The organism is Pseudoalteromonas sp. SM9913 (assembly GCF_000184065.1).
Lineage (GTDB): Bacteria > Pseudomonadota > Gammaproteobacteria > Enterobacterales > Alteromonadaceae > Pseudoalteromonas > Pseudoalteromonas tetraodonis.
This window is the reverse complement of sequence record NC_014803.1, coordinates 211,914-229,828: the sequence shown is the minus strand read 5'-3', so window position 1 is coordinate 229,828 and position 17,915 is coordinate 211,914. Positions and strand designations below refer to the sequence as shown.

Below are 17,915 nucleotides of genomic sequence, written 5' to 3'. Positions count from 1 at the left end.
GAAAAAGCGTTATTTTCCCTGATCTTGAACAACTTCATGGCTGTGGGTAATTTCTACTGTTTTATCAAGCATTAATGCAACTGAACAATACTTTTCTGCCGAAAGCGAAACCGCTCTTTCTAGGTGCTTTTCAGACACATTATTACCGGTTACAACAAAGTGTAAATTAATTTTGGTGAACACGCGCGGGGCTGTTTCTGCTCGTTCAGCGGTTAACTGCACATCTACTGATGAGAACTCTTGCTTAGTTTTTTTTAAAATACTCACCACATCAACCGATGAACAACCACCAACCGACATCAATACCATTTCCATTGGGCTAGGTGCTGCTCCGTCACTGCCCGCATCAAACACGACATTATGATTGCTGTTAGAGCGACCGATGTAAGTATTACCTTCAACCCATTTTACATTTGCTTGCATTGTTTTATCTCAATAATTTATATTCATTACACGCAGACACTCGCGCGCATTTAAAATTAAATAGCGAATAAAGCGTGGTTTTAAAGGGGGAAATATTAACTAATAGCGTTATCAAATAAGTTTTTGACTAGCCCTGCAAACTCATCAATAAAAGCATGCTGTTCGACTGTGACGGTGTGAGAAGTCACACTGCTGAGTACTTCTTGTAAGTCGTAAACAATGCCATCAACTTCGCGTACAATTTGACTACGCTGCTCTGTAGATAGATCGGGGTGTTGTTGACAAATGCGTATGACATTTTCGGCAATTACATCTTCAATTAACTCAATAACCGTTGGTGCACCTGGCTTTATTTCACCTGGTTTTTCAAACAACGCTAAGTTCTGAGTTAGGTACATTATTAAGTCATCGTACCCTTGCCTGTTTAAAACCATTGTCTACTTACCTCAAAAATACTGGTTGCTTAATTTAAGCAGAAAGCACTGATAATTGCTAGCTTTGTGAGATTGCAGTACAAAAAAAGCAGCCGAAGCTGCTTTTTTAGTGATTTATTACTAGTTTAAAAAATCGATTAATCGATTTTTAAACCTGGGCTTAGTGTTGCTGGCATGGTTACTTTTTCAAGTTCCACAGACGCAACAGGGTATGCACAGTAGTCAGCGGCATAATAAGCGCTTGCTCTGTGGTTACCTGAGGCACCAATACCGCCAAACGGCGCTGCACTTGATGCACCGGTAATAGGACGGTTCCAGTTAACAATCCCCGCACGGATACGACGTAAGAAATGATCGTAATCGGCTTGGTTATCACTTAGTAGGCCTGCTGATAAACCAAAGCTCGTGTCGTTTGCTTTATCAATTGCTTGGTCAAAGTCATCAAAACGGAATACTTTTAGAAGCGGACCAAAATGCTCTTCATCTGGGAAATCATTGATATTTGTACACTCAATAATACCAGGTGTAACAAAACCAGTGTTTGCTGTGTGCTCAAGTTCAACCAGCACTTCGCCACCCATGGCCTTTAACTCATCTTGTGCTTTAACCATTCCAGCGGCAGCGGCCGTTGAAATCATAGAGCCCATAAATGGTTGGTCAGCATCGTCGTAATTACCAACTTTGATTGCTTTAGTGGCTGTAATTAGGCGCGCTAAAATTTCATCGCCTTTAGCACCTGTTGGTAAAAACAATTTACGCGCACACGTACAGCGTTGGCCGCTTGAGATAAACGCAGATTGCACAATATCGTGCACAACAGCAAGCGTATCTTCTGCATCTTTAACGATTAGCGGATTATTACCACCCATTTCAAGCGCTAAAATCTTACTTGGTTGACCTGCGAACTGCTCATGTAAAATATGACCCGTACGAGAAGAACCTGTAAAGAATAAACCATCAATGCCTTTGTGTGACGCCAGTGCTTTACCTGTTTCAACTTCACCTTGTACAAGGTTAATAACCCCTGCTGGTAAACCGGCTTTTTCCCATAGTTTAAGGGTTAGCTCAGCCACCATAGGTGTTAGTTCAGACGGTTTAAATACCACGGTATTACCAGCTAAAAGTGCAGGTACAATGTGGCCATTTGGTAAATGCCCAGGGAAGTTATAAGGACCAAATACAGCAACAACACCGTGTGGCTTATGGCGGATCATCGCACGGCCTTGCGGCATCGCGTTTTCAACGTCGCCGGTACGCTCTAAAAATGCTTTTTCAGCAATGGCAATTTTTCCGACCATGGCACCCGCTTCAGTACGCGTTTCCCAAAGAGGCTTACCTGTTTCTTGAGCTATTGCCACAGCCAACTCTTCGCTATGCTCTTTTAACGTTGCAGCAAAGGTTTTTACAATTTCTAAGCGCTGCGCAAAGCTTTTATCAGCCCAGCTATAAAATGCTTCACGCGCAGAGGCTACGGCGCTATCTACTTGCTCAGCGCTTGCAGCTGATGCCTGCCAAATAACATCGTTATTTGCAGGGTTAACTGAGTTAAATTCGGTGCCTTGGCCTGGTGACCATTGACCATTAATAAATTGTGCAGGATGAGTCATATACTTTCTCCTAAATTAAACTGGGGTAGCCGTAACAAAATCGCCCGATTTCAAATGTAATGCATCAGCAAGTTCTTGCGTAAGCACTAGGCTGTTTGATCGCGAATCAAATGTCATAGGAACAACGGTTGCTCTAAAGTCTTCAAGCTTGTCATTGGCTAACAACACCATGGTATCGCCTGTCATTTCGCCAATTTCAACACTAAAGTTTTGTGCATTGCGAATTGTCGCAATGTTATCTACTTTTGCTTCAACGGTTGGGCCCGCATCAAAAATGTCAACGTAACCATTAAAAGTAAAACCTTCACTTTTTAATAGTTGAATTGCAGGGCGCGTATTGTCATGCACTTGACCTATAACCGCTTGCGCGTCTTTACTCAATAAGTTGACGTAAATTGGGTATTTAGGCATAAGCTCAGCAATAAATACTTTTTGCCCTATTCCCGTCAGATAATCTGCCGTTGGGAAGTCCATAGAGAAAAAGTGCTCTTCAAGCCACTGCCAAAATGGGCTACTACCGTTTTCGTCAGATACACCGCGCATTTCTGCAATAACGGTTTGTGCAAAGCGTTGTTGATGCTGTTTTATAAACATAAAACGTGCTTTTGAAAGCAGCTTACCGTTACAATTTTTACGATAGCCGTTTTTTAAAAACAGTGTGCACAGCTCTGTCGCCCCAGTGTAGTCATTACAAAGGGTGAGAATATCTACCGCTTTATACACATCTAGCGTGCGCGAAGAGTGAATCACTTTACTCAAATGATAATGATAAAATGCGTCATCTAAGCCAACTGCGGCTTCAATACCTGAAGTACCGACTACTTCACCAGTTTCAGTATCTTCAAGAACAAATAAGTAACCCTCATCACCTGGTTGTGATGTCGTTTTTGTAAATGAGTTAACTGAATGCGCTATCTTCTTTTGTAATAACTCTTCATTATTAGGCAAAGAAGTAAAGCCATGTCCCGACTCGTCGGCGATGGTTACTAAAGCTGCATAATCACTTTTTTGGATTGGGCGAAGGATCATCATGAATCCGCTTACTCCCTTATATATAACGGTAAATAGGAACTGCAAGGCAAACTACGTTTGCCCCTAGAAGTTGAATTAGCAATTACGCATTTACAACGTGGGCTACTGCTTTTTCAAAGCGTGCCATACCTTCGCGAATATCCGCTTCTGGTATTACTAAAGAAGGTGTGAAACGAACCACATCAGCACCAGCAACCAATGACATTAAGCCATGCTCAGTACCGGCAACTAAAAACTCTTTTGCACGGCCTTTGTATTGCTCGTTTACCACAGCACCAATTAATAAACCTTGGCCACGAATTTCACTAAATACGTTGTACTTGTCGTTAATGGCATTTAATAGCTCAGTAAATAACGCCGACTTTGCTTTAACGCCTGCTAAAACTTCAGGGTTATTTACAGTATCAAATGCAGCTTCTGCAACTGCACACGCTAATGGGTTACCACCGTAAGTAGAACCATGTGTACCCACTTTAAGATGCTGTGCAATCTCAGTGGTTGTTAGCATAGCGCCAATTGGGAAACCGCCACCGAGAGCTTTTGCTGAGGTTAAAATATCAGGCACTACGTTTAAACCTTGGTATGCGTATAGCTCACCTGTACGGCCAACACCTGATTGTACTTCATCAAAAATAAGCAGTGCGTTGTGTTTAGTACATAAATCGCGAACGCCCTGTGCAAATTCGTCAGTTGGCGAAATGATACCGCCTTCACCTTGAATTGGCTCCATCATTACCGCACAGGTGTTATCGCTGATCAGTGCTTCAAATGCGGCAAGGTCATTGTAATCACAATGAACAATGTCGCCTGGCTTAGGACCAAAACCATCTGAATAGGCTGCTTGACCGCCTACAGTAACGGTGAAGAAGGTACGGCCATGGAAACCTTTATTAAAGGCGATGATTTGCGATTTTTCTGCGCCAAATTTATCAAGCGCAAAACGACGCGCCAATTTAAGTGCCGCTTCGTTTGCTTCTGCGCCTGAGTTTGCAAAGTAAACTTTTTCAGCAAATGTCGCATCAACCATTTTTTTAGCTAGGCGAAGTGCCGGCTCGTTGGTCATTACATTTGATAAATGCCAAATTTTTTCGCCTTGCTCTTTTAATGCGCCCACTAATGCAGGATGGCAATGGCCAAGACAGTTAACGGCAATACCACCAGCAAAGTCGATAAACTCTCGTCCTTGTTGATCCCATACACGAGAGCCTTCGCCTCGAACAGGAATTACGCTTGAAGGTGCGTAGTTAGGAACCATTACGTGATCAAATAATTCGCGATTGACTGTCATTTTATTTCCTCTTAATTGTGTGCATCACAAAGCAGTAGAATAGGGGTGTGATTATTGTTAATAACCAAATGTGCCGGCAAAAATTAATAACTGTATATTTGCCTGAAACTACGTTGTGGTTCAATTTTCAGGCGCTCATTATTTCAGAAATTTAGGGGGATGTCTCTTCAAAAACTTTCATGTACCCCTTTAAAATAAAGGGCTTAAGATATTATTTCATAGATAGTGAATAACTATTTGAGAGCTAATTATGATGTGCATTTACCTTAGTGAGCGCCTCTACAACGAAAAAAGCATGGCGCTTATAAATCAACTGCACATGAATAAGTAGAATTAAAGTGAATGAATAGTCGCAAAAAAATTAACAGATTTAATCAATTTGAAGTGCCAAATTAGTAAAATTACCTGTTTTTAGAGTATCTAACTCTTTTTTAGTGAACTGATAATAGCTAAACCAGCTTTGTAATTCATCGTCTTCAATCAGCTGGTGCTCTTTTAAATTTAAATATTGAGAATAACAGCGAGCCTTTAAAATCACTTGCGATAATGGCAATAAACTATCGCCCTTTTCAACCCCATTCACTAACTGCTGCATAACACTGTTAAAGGGCAAATATTTGAACGACATGGTTTCTATGACCTTGGCGCTGACAAGCAGTGATTTTTCGTGTAGCAGTGTTGTTAAAAATAACGGATCTGGTTTTAGCTCTAATAGCGCGGTGTGTAGGTTTTTATCACCTTCTTCACGAGCACGCAGTACTTTGCGCTGCCATACCTGATCAAACACTTTTAGGTATAAGCGCACTAAAGCAATTTGCCCTACATTCAGTAACATGCCCAATGTAAACGCATGCATTGGGTTTACCCCGTTAAGCTGGGCAAGCGTTTGCGCTGCAATGGCACACGACATGGTGTTGTCTTTTAACCTGCGTTTTAATAACGTGAATGGTTCTGTGCTGTGTGGCATCCAATGACGCACAGCAAAGGTAGGCACTACCAGCTGTAAATTATCTAACCCTACATAACGCAATGCTAATGCAGGCGAGTCTACTTTTACTGAGGTGGTTTTACTGCGCTGCTTACGATAAAAGGGTAAATTAACTAAGGTAACCAGCTCTCGCCCCAACCAACTTAAATCGTTAATTAGCGGCTCTAAACGGCCAACCGAGGCGGCGCGAGTAGCCAGTATATCGAGTATGGCGCACACGTTATCTTCTATGCCAATGGTGTCTTTAATCACAAAATCGATGTCTTCAAGACGTTTAACAATCACGCTTTCAATAACGGTATGGAGTTTTTGACTGGTTTTAGCCTGTAACTTTTGATGTGAAGAGCTTTTTTGTTGGCGCTTTTGCTGCGCAGCTACTTCTACTTCTAATAAGGTGCGTTTTTTAACGGGTTTGCCGTCATTAAGATCTAAGGTATGAATAAAACCAATTTGCTGATTGGCAAAACTATGACCCAGTAGCAAATCATGCGCTCGTTGGTTTAGCACATTAACAATACGCTGTTGCTGCAATATGTCGGTCATAAGCTCTATCTTAGGGCAAAAAGTAAATAGCTTGCAGGTATAAGCCTAGAAGCGCGTTAAAAAGTTATCAAGTAAAGCTAAGCCCTGCTCGGTCAAAATCGCTTCAGGGTGAAATTGCACACCTTCAAGTGCGAGCTCGTTATGTAATAATCCCATAATTTCATCACGCTGCCCAGCGATGCTTTGAGTCCATGCTGTTACTTCTAACTCCTTTGGCAATGAGTGCGCTTCAACAATTAATGAATGGTAGCGGCACACCGTAAGTGGATTAGGTAGGCCTTTAAACATGCCTTGGTGCTGATGATAAATAGGCGATGTTTTTCCATGCATAACCTGTTTAGCTCGCACTACTTTACCACCTAGCACTTGAGCAATGGTTTGGTGCCCCAAACAAATACCTAATATAGGATAAACTCCTTTAAACTGCTCTACCACAGATAACGACACTCCCGCTTCAGTCGGGTTTTTAGGCCCTGGAGAAATCACAATATGATCTGGGTTTAACTGTTTGATCTCACTCAGCGTTATTTGGTCGTTACGTTTTACCAACACGTCTTGATCTAAGCGCTGAAAATACTGTACCAAGTTATAGGTGAACGAGTCGTAGTTATCGATCATTAAAAGCATGTAATAAAGTACTCAAAGTAATTAGGGCCTGTCGCAGGCATATTCTAACTGAAGCCTTTGCAGGTGTCAGTGTTTTGCAGCCCAGCAAACATAAATAGACACACTAACAACCAATAACGGTTGATTTATTTTAGATCAGCCCAAGCTCTGTTGTATGGGGACACCCCAAGTCACTGATCATTTTTATATAACGTGACGTGCATTATGCAACAGCCATTTAAGGAGTAACCTATGTTAGGCGAAGACCATTCATTAACTAAAGATTTTCCTGATTACACGCAAACTATTGCAAAACTTAATGCAAACGATGAAAACTTTGCAACCAAAGCAAAACAATACAATGAAATCGATAAAGAAATTCGAGTACTTGAGCTACAAGACTCACCTATCGATGACGAAGCCATGCAGCAGTTAAAACACGACCGAATGGTATTAAAAGATTGGCTACATCAACAATTAACGGATGCTAATTAATTGTTGTTATTTGGCGCCTATAAAATTGTAGGCGCCAGAATTGAGTGTTCACCTCCCTCTCCTACCTTTCGCTCATCTATAATTTTAACCATTATGGTGCAAAAGCATTGCTATTCGTTTAGCTTAAAGACAAGCTGTCTTTATCTAAATTAAACAACACTATTTTTTATGTCTAAATACATACTCTCGATTGACCAAGGAACGACAAGCTCTCGAGCTATTTTATACACTAAAGATGCCGAGGTTTTTGACACGGCTCAACAAACCTTCCCTCAACACTTTGTGAAAAATGGTTGGGTTGAACATGACCCTGTAGATATTTGGCAAACCGTATTAAGCAGCGTTAAAAGTGTATTATCGCAGCAACAAGTCACTGCCGCCGACATTATTGCCATTGGCATTGCTAACCAACGAGAAACCACCTTAGTGTGGAATAAAAAAACCGGGCAACCTATCTACAATGCGATTGTGTGGCAAGACCGACGCACCAGTGAATATTGCGATAGTTTACGTCATGCAGGGCATACACAAATGGTGAATGATAAAACCGGTTTAGTGCTCGATCCTTACTTTTCTGCAACCAAAATTCGTTGGATTTTAGATAACGTCAAAGGCGCTAAAGAGCAAGCACACGCAGGTGAACTAGCATTTGGTACGATAGATACCTACTTGCTATGGCAACTCACTAACGGTAAAGCTCACAAAACCGATGCTACCAATGCCTCTCGTACATTACTGTTTAACATTCATCAGCAATGCTGGGATGAAGACTTACTCGCCTTATTTGATATTCCAGCGTCGATACTACCTGAGGTAATGGACTCAGCGGCTGACTTTGGGGTGACTGCAAGCGAGCTATTTGGTGGTGAAATTCCAATTTGCGGTATAGCAGGCGATCAACAAGCCGCCTTAATTGGTCAAGCTTGTTTTGAAGAAGGAATGGCAAAAAGTACTTACGGAACGGGCTGCTTTTTAATGCTTAACACTGGTGATAAAGCACTAAAATCAAATAATCGTTTATTAACCACTCTTGCGTATCGGCTCAACGGCAAACCCACCTATGCGATTGAAGGCAGTATTTTTATGGCTGGTGCCACCATGCAGTGGATAGTAGAAGGCTTAAAGTTATTAGAAAACGCGGGAGAAAGTGAAGCTCTCGTCAAAGATGTTCCCTTGGATCATGGGGTATTCTTGGTTCCCTCGTTTACAGGCTTAGGTGCGCCCTATTGGGATGCAAATGCCCGAGGCGCAATTTTGGGCTTAACCCGAGACTCAGGCATTAGCACTATTGTTGCAGCTGCCTTGCAGTCGGTGGGTTATCAAACCAAAGATCTACAAAAAGCCATGGAAGGCGACGGACTCCGCCCTAGTATTCTAAGAGTTGATGGCGGCATGGCAAACAATAATTGGGCAATGGCGTTTTTAGCCAATATTTTAGGCGCAAGCGTTGAGCGCCCTACTCTAACCGAAACCACTTCGTTAGGGGTTGCTTACTTAGCCGGTTTGCAAACTGGGGTGTATAAATCAACTGCGCAGCTTGCCAGCATGTGGAAAAGCGATCATCGTTTTGAACCGACCATGAGCAGTGAAGAGCGCAACGATTTATATGCAAAGTGGCTACATTGCATTGCACAAGTTAGACTTTCTAATAGCACTGACGGCGAGAGTGAGTAAAATCTATGAGCGCACACGACAACGAATATGACTTACTCATTATTGGCGGCGGTATTAACGGCGCTGGCATTGCTGCCGATGCCAGTGGTCGCGGTTTAAAAGTATTATTGTGTGAGCAAAACGATTTAGCCTCAGCCACCTCCTCTAATAGCAGCAAGCTTATTCATGGCGGGCTACGCTATTTAGAGAATTATCAATTTAGATTGGTAAGAGAGGCATTACGTGAACGTGAAGTGCTATTAAAAAAAGCGCCGCATATTATGTGGCCACTGTCTTTTCGACTGCCGCACCAAGCACACTTACGTCCTTCTTGGATGATTCGTGTGGGGTTATTTATTTACGACCACCTAGCCAAGCGTAATACTTTACCCGCTTCAAAGGCGATTGAGTTTAACAGCGATAGCGTTCTTAACAGCAGCATTACCCAAGGCTTTGAATACGCAGACGGCTGGGTTGATGACGCGCGTTTAGTGATTTTAAACGCCCAAGCGGCTCATAATTTAGGCGCCACCATTGCAACACGCACCCGCTGCATTAAAGCAACGCGTAACGCAGATTATTGGGATGTGATTTTAGAGCAACAAGCCAGCAAGCAGCACCTAAATATAAAGGCAAAAAGTGTTGTAAATGCCGCAGGCCCATGGGTCGCGTCATTATTTGAAGATGTATTTACCCAGCCCACACCGCACACTATTCGCCTTGTGAAAGGCAGTCATATTGTAGTGCCCCGACTCCACGATGAGCCAGTTGCCTATATTTTACAAAATGAAGATAACCGCATTGTATTTGTCATTCCTTATGAGCAAGATTACTCACTGATTGGCACCACAGATGAAGAGTACACCGGCGATATTGCTGATGTAAAAATTAGTGAGCAAGAAATCGAGTATCTCATCAGTATTACTAATCATTACTTTAAAAAGCCAATAAGCGAAGCGGATATTGTGCACACGTTTAGTGGCGTGCGCCCGCTGTTAGATGACAAATCAACAGATGCCCAAGCGGTGACCCGCGATTACAAACTGATATTAAATAATGAAGCTGATTATGCTCCATTATTAAGTGTGTTTGGTGGCAAAATTACCACTTATAGAAAGCTTGCAGAAAATGCCGTCAATAAGTTAGCGCCTTTTTACCCACAAATGAGTGGCTCATGGACGAAAGATGCCCCTTTACCAGGCGGTGACTTTAGTAACCAAGCATACCTTAGCGCACAGTTAGAAAGCAGCTACCCTTGGCTGGCAATCGACACCTTAAAACGTATGGTTCGCAGCTATGGCACGCTTAGTTATCAATTACTGGGGAACAGCCAAGCAATCGGCGATTTAGGTTATCACTTTGGTCATGGTCTTTATGCGCAAGAAGTTGATTACTTAGTAAACCATGAATGGGCAAGAACCAGCGCAGATATACTTTGGCGACGAACAAAGCTTGGGCTGCGCTTTACTGAAAAACAAGTCATTGCCTTGGGGCAATATTTAACTAAACATCCTGCTTGTCATAGTTAAGCTGCGATTAACTAACTGCTACAAGGTGCTGTGTTAATGCGGCTTTTTCATCAGTCGAAAGTAGTTGCTTTGTTTTACTAGCAAAGTCATAACGTACCATCACCGTTTTACCAATGGCGCAGCACTTATCTTGCTGCCATGCTTCTTGGCGGATCACAAATGAACTATTGCCAATCTGCTCTATGCTGGTGTTAATTGTCACCTCATGGGCATAAAATAGTTCGCCAACAAACGACACTTCTACTTTAGCAATGATTAACTTCCAGTTGTGTGGATTTAGATCAGGCGTAAAAAATTTAAAAATAGGTACTCGGGCCGCTTCAAACCATACGGGGAGTACGGTATTGTTGATGTGTCCGAGTGCATCCGTTTCGCTAAAACGCGGCATCACTTTTTCAGTAAACATAATAATCCAATAATAATTAAACAGGTAACTCATGACGGACTTTATCCGCGTGTATGACAACGCGCTCAGTAATGAATTTTGCGATAACTTTATCACTACCTTTTCTCAAAGCCCGCATATTAAACAAGGGATGACATCGGGCGGTGTTGACCTTAATAAAAAAGATAGCCACGACTTATACTTAAACAATCATCCTGAATACGCAGAACAATTAAAACATATTCAACAAACCACTGCACAGTATGTTTTCAACTACATTGAAGAACATATTTTTATGATGATTGGGGCATTTGGTTTAAAGGTATATCACCCAAAAACAGGACAACCGGTTGATTTAACTCACGCCAACTATGACGAGGTAGGTAAACCACAACTCCCCTTATTGGTACAGCAAATTTTTAGACTCGGTAATATTCAAGCGCAAAAATACGAAGTAAATAAAGGCGGTTATCCGTATTGGCACAGTGAGGTGTATCCGCAGCTACAGCATAATGAAGCACTGCATCGGGTGTTGTTATTTATGTTTTATTTAAATGATGTTGAAGAAGGCGGAGAAACCGAGTTTTATTATCAAAATCGTAAAATAGCCCCTAAAAAAGGCAGCATGGTAATTGCCCCAGGCTACTTTACGCATACACATAGAGGCAATAAGCCAGTATCAAACGATAAGTATATTTTAACCTCATGGGTTTTGTTTAATCGAGCAGAGCAAATTTATGGAACGCCACAAAGCTAAAGCGGTCAGCGGTCAGCGATCAGCGGTCAGCGGTCAGCGGTCAGCGGTCAGCGGTCAGCGGTCAGCGGTCAGCGGTCAGCGGTCAGAAATTAACTAACTGCTGACTACTGTCAAGTATTTGCATTAAACTGAAAGCTGACGGCTTATAGCTGACAGCTTCAAATCAGCTCATCAAACAAGTCAAACAAAGTGTCCATCTCTTCAATGGTGTTGTAGTGCATACAACCAATGCGTACTACGCCGCCCTTATCAAGCACACCCAGTTGTTTGCATAAACCTTGGGCGTAAAAATTACCATCCCATACACATACATGTTGTTTACCCAAAAATTCAGACACTTGGCGAGGCTCTAACCCTTCAAAGGTCAGTGCGAACGTAGGGGTACGCTCACTCAAACGCTCTAAATCGTCTATACCAAACAACTTAATTTTTGGGTAGTTAACTAGACGCGTTAAAAAGTATTCACTCAATGCCATTTCATGTTGTTTTGTTTTAGCAAACGCAACACGTAATTTTTCTCGGCGTGAGTGACTGTCATCAAGTTCGCTAATCGCCGCTATGTAATCAACCGCCGCAATAAAGCCTGCAAGTGCCTCAAAACTTTGTGTGCCGGTTTCCCAGCGACCTGGTGCAACATCTTTTGCTGGCTCTACTTTATAAGGTGTAAACCCTTCTAAGTGCTCAGTTTTACCATAAACCATGCCTAAGTGCGGGCCAAAAAACTTATATGCAGAACAAGCTAAAAAGTCGCAATCTAACGCTTGTACATCAATCAGTTCATGTGGCGCATAATGCACCGCATCAACATACACCAACGCACCCACATTATGAGCAAGCTCTATAATACGTTTAATATCGTTAATAGAGCCAGTGGTATTTGATGCATACGTAACCGCAACCAATTTAGTGTTAGCGTTTAATAAGCTTTCAAAATGCGCCATATCTAAACTACAATCGGCTTCGTTAATTAGCGCTGTGTTAACCACTGCGCCTTTATCTTCAGCGGCTTGCTGCCAAGACGATACATTTGAAAAATGATCAGCATTGGTCACTATAATTTCATCACCTGCTTGCCAATTGCGTGAAATTGCTCGGCTAAAGCTAAATGTTAGGCTAGTCATATTAGGGCCAAACACAATATTTTGTGCACTGGGCGCATTTAACAAATCAGCCGCCGCTTGACGCGCATTCGCCATCAGCTCAACCGTTTTGTCACTTGAGAAAAACGCACCGCCCAAGTTTGAATTGTAATGCCCTAAATAAGCGGTCATGGCATTGAGTACCGACTGAGGTACTTGTGAGCCACCTGGCCCATCTAAAAACACCGGTGACTTGCCATCAACAGTTTGCATTAAAGCAGGAAATTGCGCGCGCAATTGCATTAAATTCATTTTATTTCTCTTAAGCAGTTAGTACAAAGCAATCCAGGTAACCTGGTTTGTTAGCATCAATTTTGTTCATTGGCGTGGCGTTATGCCATACCTGACGGTCATTAATTAGTGCAAACATGCCGTCTTTTATTTCCATTTTAAAACACGGTTCAGCTTGTTGGTTTTCATAAACCAATAGCTCACCACCTTCTAAATTTTCATGAGAAACACCACATACACACACATGGTCAAACCCATCTTGATGCACACCTTCTGGAGCTGCTGGCGTATCGCTATCAATGGCAAGCATTCTAAATTGGTGAATTTCAATATCACGCTCTGCGTCAATGCCGGTGATCGCTGCAAATTCGCTAACAATGCTTTTCATACCCTCAGACTCAAGCAAGCTTTGCTCTAAGTTTTCGTAAGTACGCTCAACATTACCTTGAAAGGTATTAATTGAATCGTCTTGCACAAACGCTTTGGTCGCTTGAAGATTAAGCTCACCATTTTGTAATTTAACCACTGAATAACGGCGTTTACGAAACGCACCATCTGCATAAGGATTTGCAGGTAAGTTATCAAAAGAAGGCTTAACCAAATCAATATTGGCTTGGTTAATAAAACGAAGTTGCAGTAAATTCTGGTTGTTTAATGCGGTCATAAAATCCTGCTTATAATAATGATAATATTGTCGAGGATTTTAATGCATGTAGAGAGGATTTTTTGCTTTATTAACCATATCAATGACGATATTTAACGAAAGTTAATACAATCATGCAGCGAATTAAGCATTATCTATCTAATATTTTATTTGGACAATAAAAAACCCGCCGAAGCGAGTTTTTTAAACACACTCTATAAATTATACAGCTTGCTGAATAATTACGTTGTCTGCCTTTTTAGTGTACTGAGGCATACGGTGAAAGTTCAAGTAACGGTAGGTATCTGCTGCCGTTGCATTGATCTTCGCTGCGTATTCTTGGTACTCAGTAGGTGTAGGTAATTTGCCTAAAATTGCTGCTACTGCTGCCAGCTCTGCTGATGCTAAGAATACGTTTGCCCCTGTACCTAAACGGTTAGGGAAGTTACGTGTAGAAGTAGACACAACCGTTGCTTTGTCCGCAACACGTGCTTGGTTACCCATACACAGTGAACACCCTGGCGTTTCAATACGTGCACCAACACGACCAAAAATACCGTAGTAACCTTCGTCTGTAAGTTGGTCTTTATCCATTTTCGTTGGTGGAGCAACCCAAAGCTGTGTTGGAATACGCCCTTTAAAGCCATCGAGTAATTTACCTGCAGCACGGAAGTGACCAATATTAGTCATACAAGAACCGATAAATACTTCATCGATTTTCTCGCCTGTCACATCAGAAAGTAGGCGTGCATCATCAGGATCATTTGGCGCACACAGTACTGGCTCTTTAATCTCAGCAAGGTCGATTTCAAGTACGTGTTTGTACTCTGCGTCTTTATCAGCTTCCATTAGCTCTGGGTTTGCTAACCAGTCTTGCATTGCAGTAACACGACGTTCAATCGTACGTACATCGCCGTAACCTTCAGAAATCATCCACTTAAGCATAACAATATTAGACTCAAGGTATTCGCTGATAGACTCTTTAGAAAGCTTAACAGTACAGCCAGCAGCTGAACGCTCTGCAGATGCATCGGATAGCTCAAACGCTTGCTCAACCGTTAAGTGCTCAACCCCTTCAATTTCTAGTATGCGACCAGAGAATTCGTTGATTTTACCTTTCTTCTCAACCGTTAATAGGCCTTCTTTGATACCAAAATAAGGGATAGCATGTACAAGGTCACGTAAAGTGATACCCGGTTGCATTTCACCTTTAAAACGAACCAAAATTGATTCAGGCATATCTAGTGGCATTACACCCGTTGCAGCTGCGAACGCTACCGCCCCCGAACCTGCTGGGAATGAAATACCTAATGGGAAACGTGTATGTGAATCACCACCCGTACCTACGGTATCTGGTAATAACATACGGTTTAACCATGAGTGAATTACACCGTCACCAGGGCGAAGCGATACACCGCCACGATTCATAATAAAATCAGGAAGCGTATGGTGCGTGTTTACATCGATTGGCTTAGGGTAAGCGGATGTATGACAAAAAGACTGCATTGTTAAATCTGCAGAGAAACCTAAACAGGCTAAGTCTTTAAGCTCATCACGCGTCATAGGACCTGTTGTATCTTGCGAGCCAACCGTGGTCATTTTAGGTTCACAGTATTGGCCTGGGCGAATACCGGCAACGTTACATGCTTTACCAACCATTTTTTGCGCAAGCGTAAAGCCTTTGTCTGATACTTCAGTCATTGCTGGTACTTTAAATACGTCAGTTGCGCCTAAACCTAATGATGTACGTGCTTTGTCTGTAAGACCACGACCAATGATCAATGGAATACGACCACCAGCACGAACTTCGTCTAAAATTACCTCTGATTTAAGTTCAAATGTAGAGATCACATCATCAGTACCATGACGTTTCACAACACCTTCATAAGGGTAGATGTCGATTTGGTCACCCATGTTGAATTCATCAACATTTAATTCGATTGGTAACGCACCCGAGTCTTCCATTGTATTGAAAAAAATAGGCGCAATCTTGTTACCTAAACATACACCACCCACGCGCTTGTTTGGTACGAATGGGATATCATCCCCCATAAACCAAAGCACAGAGTTTGTTGCAGACTTACGCGAAGAGCCTGTACCAACAACGTCACCTACGTAAGCAAGTGGTAAGCCTTTAGTTTTTAATTCTTCAAGCTGAGTGATTGGACCTACTTCACCGTCTTTGTCAGGGTTAATACCATCACGCTCATTTTTAAGCATAGCTAATGCATGAAGTGGAATATCAGGACGTGACCATGCATCTGGTGCTGGTGATAAATCATCTGTGTTTGTCTCGCCAGTGACTTTAAATACCGTAACAGAGATTTTTTCAGCAACGGCTGGCTTATTGATAAACCATTCTGCAGCAGCCCAAGACTCTATAATTTGCTTGGCGTATGCATTACCTGCTTTTGCTTTTTCTTCTACATCGTAGAACGCATCAAACATTAATAATGTGTTCGAAAGGCCTTTTACTACAATTGGCGCTAACGCTTCGTCATCAAGTAGTTCAACCATTGGCGCAATATTGTAGCCACCGAGCATAGTACCTAGTAACTCAGCTGCTTTTTCTTTAGAAATCAACGGAGAAACAGCTTCACCTTTAGCAACAGCCGCTAAAAATCCTGCTTTAATGTAGGCTGCATCATCAACACCTGGTGGTACGCGGTTGATCAGTAGTTCTAGGATGAACTCTTCTTCACCTGCCGGTGGCGTTTTAATTAGCTCAATAAGATCAGCCGTCTGCTGAGCATCTAATGGCGCTGGTACGATACCTAACGCGGCACGTTCTTCTACGTGTTTACGATATTCTTGTAGCACAGTATTGCCCTCTTGGTGACGTTAAAGTATTCGGTGGTGTTTACTAAACACACCATAACCCAATACTTATAGTATTCTATCTGCCGATTATAAAGCTTTTGTGCATAGATTAAAATCCATCCAGTTAGGCAACTAGTTATACCGATTATTAATAATATGAATAGTGAAAAAAGTAAAACCAAATCCCATGAATACCTATTAAGCAGCCATAAAAAAACCCAGCCTAAGCTGGGTTTTTACTCAATAATGAGGCTATTAACGTAATACTTTTACACGTTTAATAGATTTTACGTGTGCTTCAACGCGGCGGTTTTCAGCATGCGCTTTTGCCGTATTCGCTTCATTTTTAAGGCGTTCTTCACCTAAACCTGCCGTTGTAATGCGATCTTCTGCAATACCATCAGCAATTAGCTTTTTAGCTACTGCATCAGCACGTTTTTTAGATAACCATTTATTGTAAGACGCTTTACCTACTGCAGACGTATGACCTTCAAGAAGCACTGTTGTATCTGGGTACTCTTTTAAGAAAGTCGCTACTTCATCAATATCATTTAAGTACTGCTGTGAAACTGACGAGTCATTGTTAGGGAATGTTACTAACAAGCTTACTGTTACTTCAGTATCTTCATAAAGTGTACAACCATCGCTACCAACAGCATCTGTCATAGGTGTATTGGCACATTTATCATCTACATCAGGAATGCTGTCTTTATCTGTATCAGCAAGTGCTACCGGCACAGGAACAATTTCTGGCTCTGGCTGTGGTGCAGGCTCAACCGGTGCTACTGGCGCCGATTTTTGACCAAAGAAGTAGTTTATACCTAATTTAGCGCCAACATCTGTGTAGCCTTTGTCTAAACCTTGGTAAACACTGGTTTCAGCATTAACAAAAAAGTTGTCTGTAACAAAGTGTCGGTAACCTACACCTGCGTTTACAAACGTGTTGTCATCAACAACATCAATATCTTTCAGACCAAATAAACCGTAGAAAGGACCGCCACCAAAGTGGTAAAGTGCATCGATACCGTAACGTTCGCCGTCAATATCGTTGCGGTTATTCAATACTTTGTCGTGAGCATTAAAGTCTAGGTCTGCGTACTCTAAACGCGCACTCCAGTAATCATTAAAGCGGTAGCCTAATTCAGCACCCCAGCCTGTTGACTCATTAACGTCAAGGCCAGCTTGCTCACGCATGTTTTTCCACGAAGCATCGTAATAATCGCCGAATGCACCGATGTAAAAGCCTTCTTGCTCGGCTGCGAAAGTAGATGCGCTAGTTGCAGCTAACGCAATAGCCATTGTAAGTGATTTTAATTTCATTGTTTTCTTCCCATTTTAACAA

Annotated in this window: 16 protein-coding genes; 4 read left to right on the top strand and 12 right to left on the bottom strand. The window is 42.1% G+C overall.

Annotated features, from left to right (window positions below; all coding sequences use genetic code 11):
* Positions 1-9 precede the first annotated feature (9 nt).
* The 7 genes from PSM_RS01100 to PSM_RS01070 all read right to left on the bottom strand — a co-directional run bounded on the left by PSM_RS01100 (position 10) and on the right by PSM_RS01070 (position 6,942).
* Entirely contained in the window at positions 10-423 is a 414-nt protein-coding gene (locus tag PSM_RS01100; RefSeq protein WP_013463830.1) for an OsmC family protein, read from the bottom strand.
* 95 nt (positions 424-518) lie between these two features.
* Positions 519-857 (bottom strand): DUF3802 family protein, encoded by a 339-nt coding sequence (locus PSM_RS01095; RefSeq protein WP_013463829.1) that lies wholly within the window; start codon positions 855-857, stop codon positions 519-521.
* Between the two features lie 137 nt (positions 858-994).
* Positions 995-2,464 carry a succinylglutamate-semialdehyde dehydrogenase gene (gene astD, locus PSM_RS01090; RefSeq protein WP_013463828.1) on the bottom strand — a complete coding sequence of 490 codons (1,470 nt, stop codon included), beginning with the start codon at positions 2,462-2,464 and terminating at the stop codon, positions 995-997.
* Positions 2,465-2,479: 15 nt separating this feature from the next.
* A complete protein-coding gene (astA, locus tag PSM_RS01085; RefSeq protein ID WP_013463827.1) occupies positions 2,480-3,496 on the bottom strand; it encodes an arginine N-succinyltransferase in 1,017 nt (338 codons plus the stop codon).
* An 82-nt stretch (positions 3,497-3,578) separates the two neighbouring features.
* Positions 3,579-4,784, bottom strand: coding sequence for an aspartate aminotransferase family protein (locus PSM_RS01080; RefSeq protein ID WP_013463826.1), 1,206 nt, complete (start codon positions 4,782-4,784; stop codon positions 3,579-3,581).
* A gap of 370 nt (positions 4,785-5,154) precedes the next feature.
* Positions 5,155-6,315, bottom strand: a complete 1,161-nt coding sequence (locus PSM_RS01075) for an HDOD domain-containing protein (RefSeq protein WP_013463825.1) — start codon at positions 6,313-6,315, stop codon at positions 5,155-5,157.
* 45 nt (positions 6,316-6,360) lie between these two features.
* Entirely contained in the window at positions 6,361-6,942 is a 582-nt protein-coding gene (locus PSM_RS01070) for an anthranilate synthase component II (RefSeq protein WP_013463824.1), read from the bottom strand.
* A 231-nt stretch (positions 6,943-7,173) separates the two neighbouring features.
* On the opposite strand from PSM_RS01070, the gene PSM_RS01065 reads away from it, so the two are divergent.
* From PSM_RS01065 to glpD, 3 genes are all read left to right on the top strand, one after another.
* On the top strand, positions 7,174-7,416 hold the full coding sequence (locus tag PSM_RS01065) for a YdcH family protein (protein ID WP_013463823.1): 243 nt from the start codon (positions 7,174-7,176) through the stop codon (positions 7,414-7,416).
* Between the two features lie 168 nt (positions 7,417-7,584).
* Positions 7,585-9,090 (top strand): glycerol kinase GlpK, encoded by a 1,506-nt coding sequence (glpK, locus tag PSM_RS01060; protein ID WP_013463822.1) that lies wholly within the window; start codon positions 7,585-7,587, stop codon positions 9,088-9,090.
* Positions 9,091-9,095: 5 nt separating this feature from the next.
* A complete protein-coding gene (glpD, locus tag PSM_RS01055; protein ID WP_013463821.1) occupies positions 9,096-10,598 on the top strand; it encodes a glycerol-3-phosphate dehydrogenase in 1,503 nt (500 codons plus the stop codon).
* A gap of 7 nt (positions 10,599-10,605) precedes the next feature.
* Here glpD and PSM_RS01050 read toward each other — a convergent pair whose 3' ends face one another.
* Entirely contained in the window at positions 10,606-11,004 is a 399-nt protein-coding gene (locus PSM_RS01050; RefSeq protein ID WP_013463820.1) for an acyl-CoA thioesterase, read from the bottom strand.
* 31 nt (positions 11,005-11,035) lie between these two features.
* Between PSM_RS01050 and PSM_RS01045 the strand changes: the two genes are divergently transcribed.
* Entirely contained in the window at positions 11,036-11,740 is a 705-nt protein-coding gene (locus PSM_RS01045; protein ID WP_013463819.1) for a 2OG-Fe(II) oxygenase, read from the top strand.
* Between the two features lie 158 nt (positions 11,741-11,898).
* On the opposite strand, the gene PSM_RS01040 is transcribed toward PSM_RS01045, so the two are convergent.
* The 4 genes from PSM_RS01040 to PSM_RS01025 all read right to left on the bottom strand — a co-directional run bounded on the left by PSM_RS01040 (position 11,899) and on the right by PSM_RS01025 (position 17,893).
* Positions 11,899-13,131 (bottom strand): cysteine desulfurase-like protein, encoded by a 1,233-nt coding sequence (locus tag PSM_RS01040; protein ID WP_013463818.1) that lies wholly within the window; start codon positions 13,129-13,131, stop codon positions 11,899-11,901.
* A 10-nt stretch (positions 13,132-13,141) separates the two neighbouring features.
* Complete coding sequence (locus PSM_RS01035) at positions 13,142-13,774, bottom strand: 2OG-Fe dioxygenase family protein (protein ID WP_013463817.1); 633 nt, start codon at positions 13,772-13,774, stop codon at positions 13,142-13,144.
* Positions 13,775-13,975: 201 nt separating this feature from the next.
* On the bottom strand, positions 13,976-16,573 hold the full coding sequence (gene acnB / locus PSM_RS01030; RefSeq protein ID WP_013463816.1) for a bifunctional aconitate hydratase 2/2-methylisocitrate dehydratase: 2,598 nt from the start codon (positions 16,571-16,573) through the stop codon (positions 13,976-13,978).
* Between the two features lie 255 nt (positions 16,574-16,828).
* On the bottom strand, positions 16,829-17,893 hold the full coding sequence (locus tag PSM_RS01025; RefSeq protein WP_013463815.1) for an OmpA family protein: 1,065 nt from the start codon (positions 17,891-17,893) through the stop codon (positions 16,829-16,831).
* Positions 17,894-17,915 lie beyond the last annotated feature (22 nt).

Bases quoted from the DNA above. Each gene is read 5' to 3' on its own strand.
- PSM_RS01050 (WP_013463820.1), bottom strand. From the start codon at position 11,004: ATGTTTACTGAAAAAGTGATGCCGCGTTTTAGCGAAACGGATGCACTC.
- astD (WP_013463828.1), bottom strand. From the start codon at position 2,464: ATGACTCATCCTGCACAATTTATTAATGGTCAATGGTCACCAGGCCAA.
- PSM_RS01100 (WP_013463830.1), bottom strand. From the start codon at position 423: ATGCAAGCAAATGTAAAATGGGTTGAAGGTAATACTTACATCGGTCGC.
- PSM_RS01035 (WP_013463817.1), bottom strand. From the start codon at position 13,774: ATGACCGCATTAAACAACCAGAATTTACTGCAACTTCGTTTTATTAAC.
- PSM_RS01080 (WP_013463826.1), bottom strand. From the start codon at position 4,784: ATGACAGTCAATCGCGAATTATTTGATCACGTAATGGTTCCTAACTAC.
- PSM_RS01075 (WP_013463825.1), bottom strand. From the start codon at position 6,315: ATGACCGACATATTGCAGCAACAGCGTATTGTTAATGTGCTAAACCAA.
- PSM_RS01040 (WP_013463818.1), bottom strand. From the start codon at position 13,131: ATGAATTTAATGCAATTGCGCGCGCAATTTCCTGCTTTAATGCAAACT.
- glpK (WP_013463822.1), top strand. From the start codon at position 7,585: ATGTCTAAATACATACTCTCGATTGACCAAGGAACGACAAGCTCTCGA.
- PSM_RS01065 (WP_013463823.1), top strand. From the start codon at position 7,174: ATGTTAGGCGAAGACCATTCATTAACTAAAGATTTTCCTGATTACACG.
- astA (WP_013463827.1), bottom strand. From the start codon at position 3,496: ATGATGATCCTTCGCCCAATCCAAAAAAGTGATTATGCAGCTTTAGTA.
- PSM_RS01095 (WP_013463829.1), bottom strand. From the start codon at position 857: ATGGTTTTAAACAGGCAAGGGTACGATGACTTAATAATGTACCTAACT.
- PSM_RS01045 (WP_013463819.1), top strand. From the start codon at position 11,036: ATGACGGACTTTATCCGCGTGTATGACAACGCGCTCAGTAATGAATTT.
- PSM_RS01025 (WP_013463815.1), bottom strand. From the start codon at position 17,893: ATGAAATTAAAATCACTTACAATGGCTATTGCGTTAGCTGCAACTAGC.
- PSM_RS01070 (WP_013463824.1), bottom strand. From the start codon at position 6,942: ATGCTTTTAATGATCGATAACTACGACTCGTTCACCTATAACTTGGTA.
- glpD (WP_013463821.1), top strand. From the start codon at position 9,096: ATGAGCGCACACGACAACGAATATGACTTACTCATTATTGGCGGCGGT.